This is a genomic window from Caulobacter sp. 17J65-9, from assembly GCF_010975005.1.
GTDB lineage: Bacteria > Pseudomonadota > Alphaproteobacteria > Caulobacterales > Caulobacteraceae > 17J80-11.
Genome location: NZ_JAAIVC010000159.1, coordinates 1 through 8,704, shown reverse-complemented (window position 1 = coordinate 8,704; position 8,704 = coordinate 1). Strand labels below are relative to the sequence as shown.

The following is an 8,704-nucleotide window of genomic DNA, read 5'->3' as shown; positions in this document are numbered from 1 at the left end:
CGCCCGCCGTCGCCGTCAAGCCGGCGGCGCCGGTCTGCGCGCCCTCGGCCACGGAGCTCGCCAAGGCCGCCGGCCTGTCGCCGGCCGAACTGCGCGTGCTGCAGAGCCTGCAGAGCCGCCGCGGCGAACTGGACGACCGCGAAAAGAACATGGACACCCAGCTGGCCCTGATGGCCGCCGCCGAGGCCAAGCTCGACGCAAAGCTGAAGGCGCTGGAGGCCCTGAAGGGCGACATCAACGGCCTGCTGGCCCAGGGCGACCAGCGCGAAGCCGCCGAGATTACGCGTCTGGTGAAGGTCTACGAGGCCATGAAGCCGAAAGACGCCGCCGACGTCATGACCCAGCTCGACGACCGGGTCCGCCTGCCGGTCGCCTCGAAGATGAAGGAACGCTCGCTGGCCGCCGTGCTGGCCGCCATGCCGGCCGCCGAAGCCCGCAAGCTGACCGAGAAACTGGCCATGCGCTACGCCGCCGCCGACGCGGCCGCCGAGAAGCTGGTCGCGCCGAACGCTCCGGCCGCCAAGCCCGCCGCCAAGGCGGGCTGATCTCCCTCCGGCTGAGTTAGCGTTAACCGCGGCCTAACCGGGTTCGCAGACGCTGCACCCAACATGAGCCGCCCTGCGTCCGAGTCGCGCCCCAGATCGCGCCGCGCCGTCCTGAACACGACGGTGGCGATCGCCTGCGCGGGCGCCATCGCGGTCGGCTCCTTCGCCGAGGCCGCCGGGCCGCCGCCCGTGGCCCCGATCGCCTCGGCGGCCCAGATCGAAATCCTGGTCGGCGAAAACGCCGAGATCTCCCGGGTCGAGTTCCACGGCGCTTCGGGCGCCCGCGCCGCCGTCCGCCGCAACGGGCGCGACGTGGTCGTGCGCCTGCCGGGCGCCGGCCGCCCGGACATCGGCCGCCTGCGGGCCGATCCGCCGCTGGGCGTCGAGAAGGTCGAGACCCGCGCAGTCGCCGGGGGAGTGGAGCTGGTCTTCACCCTGGTCGAGGGCGCGGAAGCCAAGACCGGCCACGCCGACGGCGCCGTCTACCTGCACGTCTTCCGTCCGCCGCCCGAAGCGGCCCGCGCGGCCGAGCGGCCCAATCCGGTCCCGAAGTCCGGCGCCGTCAACGTGCTGGCCGAGGCGGGCAAGGATCGCCTCAGCCTCAGCTTCCCCTGGGCCGCTCCGGTCGGCGCCGCCGTGTTCCGGCGCGGCGAGGCGGTCTGGATCGTGTTCGACGCCAAGGCCAAGCTGGACCTGTCCAAGGCGCCCAGGGCGCTGGGCCCGGTCGACCGCATCCGCTGGACCTCCGGCCCGGGCTGGACCGTCGCCCGCGTCGAGGCGCCCGAGGACGTGCCGGTCGACGTGCAGGCGCAGGGCGCGACCTGGACGGTCGTGTTCGGCGGCCCGCTGCAGCCGCCCCAGGGTGAAGTGAAGATCAAGCGCGACGACGAGTCCGGGCCGCCGGCCCTGACCGCGACCCTCTCGGGCGCCGGCCGCGTGGTGTGGCTGAAGGACCCGGCCGTGGGCGACCGCTTCGCCGCGGTCACCGCCCTGGCCCCGGTGAAGACCGCCGGGCGCCGTCGCGAGTACGTCGAGGCCACCCTGATCCCGACCGCCCACGGCCTGGCGATCGAGGCGGCGGCCGGCGACCTGCAGGTCTCAACCGACGGCGACCTGGTGCGCATCACCCGCCCGGGCGGCCTGAAACTGTCCTCGCCGGTCGCTGCGCGCGCCGCGGCCGTGCCGGCCGAACTGCCCAAGCCCGCCCTGTTGCCGGCGGTGATCAAGGCGGAGGAGTGGGCCCAGACCGGTGAAGGCGGCTTCCTGGCGCGGCATCGCCAGCTGCAGGACCTCGCCGCCCTGGAGGCGCAGCAGGCCGACGCCGGCGTGAACGCCCGCATGGCGCTGGCCCGCTTCCTGGTCGGGACCGAACTGTCCTACGAGGCCATCGGCGTGCTGGACGGCCTGGCCCGCCAGAACCAGGCGGTGCTGGCCGATCCCGAGTTCCGCGGGCTGCGCGGCGCCGCGCGCGCCATGGTCGGCCGCTGGCGCGAGGCGCAGGCCGACTTCTCCGCGCCGGTGCTGGCGTCGGACGCGTCGGCGGAGCTCTGGCGCGGCTACACCGACGCGCGGCTGGGCCACTACGCCGACGCCCGCAAGGGCTTCCAGCAGGGCGCCCGCGCCATCGACCTGTTCCCGGCCAAGTGGAAGGCCCGCTTCGCCATCGAGCACGCCCGCGCCGCCATCGAGACCGGCGATCTGCGCGCGGCCCGCTCGCTGTTGGCCTATGGCCTGGAGCAGCCCGCCCCGGCGCTGGACAAGCTGGCGGGCCGGCTGGTGCAGGCGCGGCTGTTCGAGCTGGAAGGCGACAGCGCCCGGGCCCTGAAGATCTACGACCTGGTCGCCCAGGCCTCCTACGACGCCATCGCCACCCCGGCGAAGCTGCGCGCCACCAAGATCCGCCTGGACCAGGGCCTGACGCCCGCACCCACCGCGATCAAGGCGCTGGACTCCTTACGCTTCCGCTGGCGCGGGGACGCCACCGAGGTGGAGGTGATCCGCACCCTGGGCGAGATCTACCTGCAGCAGGGCCGCTACCGCGAGGCGCTGGACGCCCTGCGTTCGGCCGGCGGGCGGCTGCCGGATTCGCCGGGCGCCGTGCAGCTACAGGCCGACCTCAGCAACGCCTTCCGCGGCCTGTTCCTCGACGGTCTGGCCGACGGGCTGGAGCCGATCCAGGCGCTGGCCCTGTTCTACGACTTCCGTGAGCTGACCCCGGTCGGGGCCGACGGCGACGAGATGGTGCGCCGCCTGGCCCGCCGGCTGGTCGACGTGGACCTGCTGAAACCGGCGGCCGAACTGCTGCAGTATCAGGTCGACAACCGCCTGGACGGCGTGGCCAAGGCCCAGGTCGCCGCCGACCTCGCGACCGTCCACCTGATGGACCGCGACCCCGAAGGCGCGCTGAAGACGATCTGGGGCACCCGCACCACTGTCCTGCCCAACGCCCTGCTGGCCGAACGGCGCGGCATCGAGGCCCGTGCCCTGATGGAGCTGGGCCGCTACGACCACGCCCTGGAGGTTCTGGGCCGCGACGCTTCGCCCGAAGCCACAGACGTGCGCACCGAGATCGCCTGGCGCGAGAAGGACTGGGCCGCCGCGGCGCCGATGCTGGAACGTCGCTTGGGCGACCGCTGGAAGCAGACCGCCGAGCCGCTGTCCGGCGACGACGAGAGCCGGCTGATCCGCGCCGGCGTGGCCTATTCGCTGGCCGGCGACGGCAAGGCCTTGGCGCGCCTGTCGGAGCGCTTCGGCGGCTTCATCGACCGGGCGCGCGCGCCCGACGCCCTGCGGGTGGCCCTGTCGGGCCTGGACGGGGCGAGTCTTAAGCCTTCCGACTTCGCCAAGGCGGCGGCGCAGGCCGACAGCTTCGCCGGCTGGGTCGCCTCCGTTAAGAAGAAGCTTCGCGACAAGACGCCGCCGCGCACCACGGGCCTGGGCCTTCCGGTCCGCGGAGCCGCGCCGGCGGCCCCGCCGGCGCCCACGCAGGCGGCGGCGCTAAAGCCGTCCGGGAAGCCTTCGCCGCAGGGCGCCAAGGGCGAGAATCTGTTCTTCTGATCCGACCGTGAGGGGGCGCTGCGACGCCCTGTCGCGGGAGTCGCGACCCGAGCAATTGTCATGTGGAGAACATCCACAGAACAGGCTCACCTCTCGTTAACTAAGCGGTGGTCGACTTCGCGACTCGGCTTAAGGCCCGGTAACGGTCCCTTAAGGTTGGTGGTTTTCCATTAACTCTCGCCCGGAGAGCGCGTCGAATCAGGCGCGCAAGGCCACGGGCAGGGTGTCTAGAGGTCGGTGATGGCTATTCATTTGTCGGCGCCCCGCGCCACGGAATTGAAGCCCCGCATCGTGGTGTTCGGCGTCGGTGGCGCAGGCGGCAACGCCGTGAACAACATGATCGAGGCGGAGCTGGAGGGGGTCGAGTTCGTCGTCGCGAACACCGACGCCCAGCAGCTGCAGTTCGCCAAGACCGACCGACGCATCCAGCTCGGCGTGGAGATCACGCAGGGTCTGGGCGCCGGCGCTCATCCTGAGGTCGGCATGTCCGCCGCCCAGGAGTCCGAAGCCGAAATCTACGAGCACCTGGAAGGCGCTCACATGGTGTTCATCACCGCCGGCATGGGCGGCGGCACCGGCACCGGCGCGGCCCCGGTCATCGCCAAGTGCGCGCGTGAGCGCGGCATCCTGACCGTCGGCGTCGTCACCAAGCCGTTCACCTTCGAAGGCCGTCACCGCATGCGTCTGGCCGACGCCGGCATCCTGGAGATGCAGCGGTACGTCGACACCCTGATCGTCATCCCGAACCAGAACCTGTTCCGCGTCGCCAACGAGCGCACCACCTTCGCCGAAGCCTTCGGCATGGCCGACCAGGTGCTGCACTCGGGCGTGCGCTCCATCACCGACCTGATGGTGCTGCCGGGCCTGATCAACCTCGACTTCGCCGACGTGCGCACGGTCATGTCCGAAATGGGCAAGGCCATGATGGGCACCGGCGAGGCCGGCGGCGAGGACCGCGCCCTGATGGCGGCCCAGAACGCCATCCAGAACCCGCTGCTGGACGAGACCTCGCTGAAGGGCGCCAAGGCGGTGCTGGTGAACGTCACCGGCGGCCTGGACATGACCCTGCTGGAAGTCGACGAGGCCGCCAACGCCATCTCGGCCGAGGTCGACCCGGAAGCCAACATCATCTTCGGCGCGGCCTTCGATCCGTCGCTGGAAGGCAAGATCCGCGTGTCGGTGGTCGCCACCGGCATGGACTCCGCCGCCATGCAGAAGCCGGTTCCGCAGGCCCCGGCCCAGTCGACCCGCGCGGTCGGCGGCTCGACCCTGTCGCGTCAGCCCGAGCCGGCCCGCCAGCCGGAGCCGGCGCGTCAGCCGGAACCGGTCCGTTCGGCCTTCGCCGCCCGTCCGGAACCGCGCATGGAGGCTCCGGCCGCCCGTGAGCCGATGTTCGCTCGCCAGGCCGAACCGGAACGCACCCTCGACACCGGCGGCCGCCGCGTCGACATCCGCGAGCCCCGCGTCGAGGAGCCGCGCATCGTGGCCGCCGACGCCGAACGCCCGATCGCCCGCATCGTCGACCCGCTGGTCGCCGACGAGGACGACGCCGGCCAGGGCGACCTGTACTTCGACGCCGCCCCGGCGCCGCAGCCGGCCCCGCGCGCCATGGCGCCGCGTCAGCCGGAGCCGCGCATGGAACGCGAAGAGTACGTCGAGCCCGAGCGCAAGGGCGGCTGGCGCAGCCTGTTCGGCGGCCGTCCGCGTTACGAAGCCCCGGCCCAGCCGGCCCCGAGCTTCGGCCGTGGCCAGCCCCAGATGCGCCAGACCCAGCAGGCTCAGCCGGCCCAGCAGCCGGAAGCCGAACCCCAGGACGACTTAGAAATCCCGTCGTTCCTGCGGCGTCTGGCGAACTGACGTTCGCGACTGAAATCGCCTAGAGAGAACGGGCGCGGGGTTTTCCCCCGCGCCCGTTTCCGTTTCAGCGTGAAACAAAGCGAAACCCGACTTTAGTTGAGCTGGCCCCGCCTGGGGCCTAGTGGTCCGATGGGCCACAACTCCCGCGTCAAGTCGGGCGAACTAACCAGGATTTTCGTCTTGATCGCATCGTCGGATCTCAATGAACACACCCTCGCCGCGCCGGCCATCTGCGCGGGCGTGGGCGTGCACACGGGGGTCCGCGTGCGCCTGTCGATCCGTCCGGCCCCGAGCGGGACGGGCATCGTGTTCGTGCGCACCGACATCAAAGACCGCGACAACCGCATTCGGGTTTCCGGCGACGCGGTGGTCAAGACCCAGCTCGGCACGGTGATCGCCAACGCCGCGGGCGCGACCGTCTCCACCATCGAGCACCTGATGGCCGCCCTGGCCGCGCTCGGCGTCGACAACGCCGTGGTCGAGCTCGACGGCCCCGAAGTTCCGATCATGGACGGTTCGGCCCTGCCGTTCGTCCAACTGCTGGACCGCGCCGGCTTCCGCCGCCAGGAAGGCCCGCAGCGCTACATCGAGGTTCTCGAGCCGATCACCGTCCAGGAAGGCGACAAGTACGCCGCCCTGCTGCCGTGCGAGCAGTTCGAAGTGTTCTTCGAGATCGAGTTCGCCAGCGCCGTGATCGGCCGGCAGGCGGTCGATCTCGTGCTGACCGAGGACAGCTTCCGCGAGGAGCTGGCCGCGGCGCGCACCTTCGGCTTCGCCCACGAGGTCGAGGCGCTGCGCCAGATGGGCCTGGCCCGCGGCGGCTCGCTGGAGAACGCCGTGGTCATCGACGGCGAGCGGATCCTCAATCCCGAGGGCCTGCGCTTCGTCGACGAATTCGTCCGTCACAAGGCCCTGGACGCCATCGGCGACCTGTACGTGCTGGGCATGCCGCTGCTGGCCCGGTTCGAAGGCCGCAAGGCCGGCCACGCCATGAACAACGCCCTGGTTCGCGCCCTGCTGGCCCGTCCGGAAGCCTGGCGCGTGCGCGTCCCGGCCGCCGAGCTGGCCGAGGCGGTCTGACGCGCGTCAGCCGCGACATCGGTTGTGTTGGCCGTCGCGATCACGTCGTGTAGAACCGATTAACGAGCTTCGGGGGAAGCCTCCCGGGGGCGCTCAATCGAGAGGTCGCATCGGTGCGTCGAGAACTCATCCGCCGCGGTTCCATCATCGCGGCCGTCCTTGTGGCGGCGGCTCTGTCGGGCTGCGCGGGCAAGCAGAACAAGCCGAAGCTGGCGTACGAAGAGCGTCCGGTCGAGCTGCTGTACGCCACGGGCGCGCAGCGCATCGACCAGGGCCGCTGGTCGGAAGCCATCGACTATTTCGAAGAGGTCGAGCGCCAGCACCCGTATTCGGAGTGGTCGCGCCGCTCGATCCTGATGCAGGCCTACGCCTACTACGAGGGCAACCAGTACGCTGACGCGGTCGCCGCGTCGGAGCGGTTCATCCAGCTGTATCCGGGCAGCCCCTCGGCCTCCTACGCCTATTACCTGAAGGCGATCTGCTACTTCGAACAGATCGTCGACGTGGGCCGCGACCAGGGCTCGGCCGCCAGCGCGCTGGTCGCGCTGCGCGAAGTGGCCCAGCGCTATCCGAACAGCGACTACGCCCGCGACGCGCGGGTGAAGATCGACATGGTCAACGACCAGCTGGCCGGCAAGGAAATGGCCGTGGGTCGCTGGTACCTGCGCCGCAACCAGCCGCTGGCCGCGGTGAACCGCTTCAAGACCGTGGTCGACAAGTACCAGACCACCTCGCACACCCCGGAAGCCCTCTACCGCCTGGTCGAGGCCTACCTGACCCTGGGCCTCAACGAAGAGGCCGAGCACAACGGGGCGGTGCTGGGCGCCAACTTCCCGGGCGACCCCTGGTACAACGACGCCTACAAGCTGCTGACCGCCAAGGGCCTGGAGCCGGTCGCCCCGACCGAGACGGCCGAGAAGGCGAAGAAGAAGGAAGGTTGGCTCGGGAAGATCATCCCGGGCTGATCCGCCCCGAATCCCGCTAAACCGCGGGCATGCTCATCGGCCTGACCATCCGTGACGTCGTTCTGGTCGAGTCCCTGGACCTCGTCGTGGGTCCGGGACTGACCGTCCTCACCGGCGAGACCGGCGCGGGCAAGTCCATCATTCTCGACTCGCTGGGTCTGGCGACCGGCGCGCGCGCCGACGCAGGCCTGGTGCGCGCGGGCGCGGACCGGGCGGTGGTCACCGCCGGCTTCGCCCTGCCGGCCGGGCATCCGGCCTGGGCCGTGCTGGCCGAAAAAGAACTCGACTTCGATCCGGGCGAGGACCTGGTGCTGCGCCGCCAGCTCGGCGCCGACGGCCGCTCGCGCGCCTTCGTCAACGACCAGGCGGTCAGCGTCGGCGTGCTGAAGGAGCTGGGCGAGGCCCTGCTCGAGGTGCACGGCCAGCACGAGACCGTCGGCCTGCTCGACGCCCGCACCCACCGCAGCCTGCTGGACGCCTACGGCGGCCTGGAGCCGAAGGTCACGGCCGTCCGCGCCGCCTGGAAGGCCTGGCGCGACGCCGTCAGCGCCGCCGAGAGCCTGCGCGAGCGCGCCGCCAGGGCCGCGGCTGAAGCCGAGGAGCTGACCGCCCGCCTGGCCGAGCTGGATCGCCTCGACCCCAAGGTCGGCGAGGAACTGCAGCTGGCCGAAGAGCGCGCCATCCTGGGCGCTTCCGAGAAAGCCATGGCCGACATCGCCTCGGCCCGCGAGGCGCTGGGCGGCGACCAGCTGTCCAGCCGCATGGCCGCGGCCTTCCGCGCCCTGGACCACGCCCGCACCCGCGCCGTGCAGGCCGGCGCCGGCGAAGACAACGTCGTCGTGCAGCGCTTGCGCGCCGCCGCCGAGGCCGTCGACCGCGCCCTGGTCGAGGCGCAGGAGGCGATCGCCGCGGTCGACAACGCCGCCGACGCCTTCGACTTCGAGCCCGGCCGCCTGGACAAGGCCGAGGAGCGGCTGTTCGCGCTCCGCGCCGCCGCCCGCAAACTCAACGTCCTGACCGACGACCTGCCGGCCGAGCGCCTGCGCATCGCCGAGGCCCTGCGCCTGATCGAGGACTCCGAGACCGCCCTGAACCACGCCGCCGCCGCCGCGGCCGCCGCCGAGGGCGCCTATCGCGACGCCGCCGGCACGCTGTCGGCGGCGCGGGCTGACGCCGGCGCGCGCCTGGCCGAAGTGGTGA

At 71.8% G+C, this 8,704-nt stretch carries 6 protein-coding genes; all 6 read left to right on the top strand.

Annotated elements, in window-relative coordinates; all coding sequences use genetic code 11:
- The coding region (locus G3573_RS17815; RefSeq protein ID WP_163263041.1) for a hypothetical protein at positions 1-545 on the top strand (545 nt) is incomplete at its 5' end.
- A gap of 63 nt (positions 546-608) precedes the next feature.
- Complete coding sequence (locus G3573_RS17810; RefSeq protein WP_205598337.1) at positions 609-3,602, top strand: hypothetical protein; 2,994 nt, start codon at positions 609-611, stop codon at positions 3,600-3,602.
- Positions 3,603-3,842: 240 nt separating this feature from the next.
- A complete protein-coding gene (gene ftsZ / locus G3573_RS17805) occupies positions 3,843-5,459 on the top strand; it encodes a cell division protein FtsZ (protein WP_163263040.1) in 1,617 nt (538 codons plus the stop codon).
- 183 nt (positions 5,460-5,642) lie between these two features.
- Positions 5,643-6,539 (top strand): UDP-3-O-acyl-N-acetylglucosamine deacetylase, encoded by an 897-nt coding sequence (gene lpxC / locus G3573_RS17800; RefSeq protein WP_346427412.1) that lies wholly within the window; start codon positions 5,643-5,645, stop codon positions 6,537-6,539.
- 113 nt (positions 6,540-6,652) lie between these two features.
- On the top strand, positions 6,653-7,504 hold the full coding sequence (locus G3573_RS17795; protein WP_163263038.1) for an outer membrane protein assembly factor BamD: 852 nt from the start codon (positions 6,653-6,655) through the stop codon (positions 7,502-7,504).
- Between the two features lie 29 nt (positions 7,505-7,533).
- The coding region (locus G3573_RS17790) for an AAA family ATPase (protein ID WP_163263037.1) at positions 7,534-8,704 on the top strand (1,171 nt) is incomplete at its 3' end.

What these genes read in the sequence shown, in the direction of transcription:
- G3573_RS17810 (WP_205598337.1), top strand. Translation starts at nt 609, where the DNA reads ATGAGCCGCCCTGCGTCCGAGTCGCGCCCCAGATCGCGCCGCGCCGTC.
- ftsZ (WP_163263040.1), top strand. Translation starts at nt 3,843, where the DNA reads ATGGCTATTCATTTGTCGGCGCCCCGCGCCACGGAATTGAAGCCCCGC.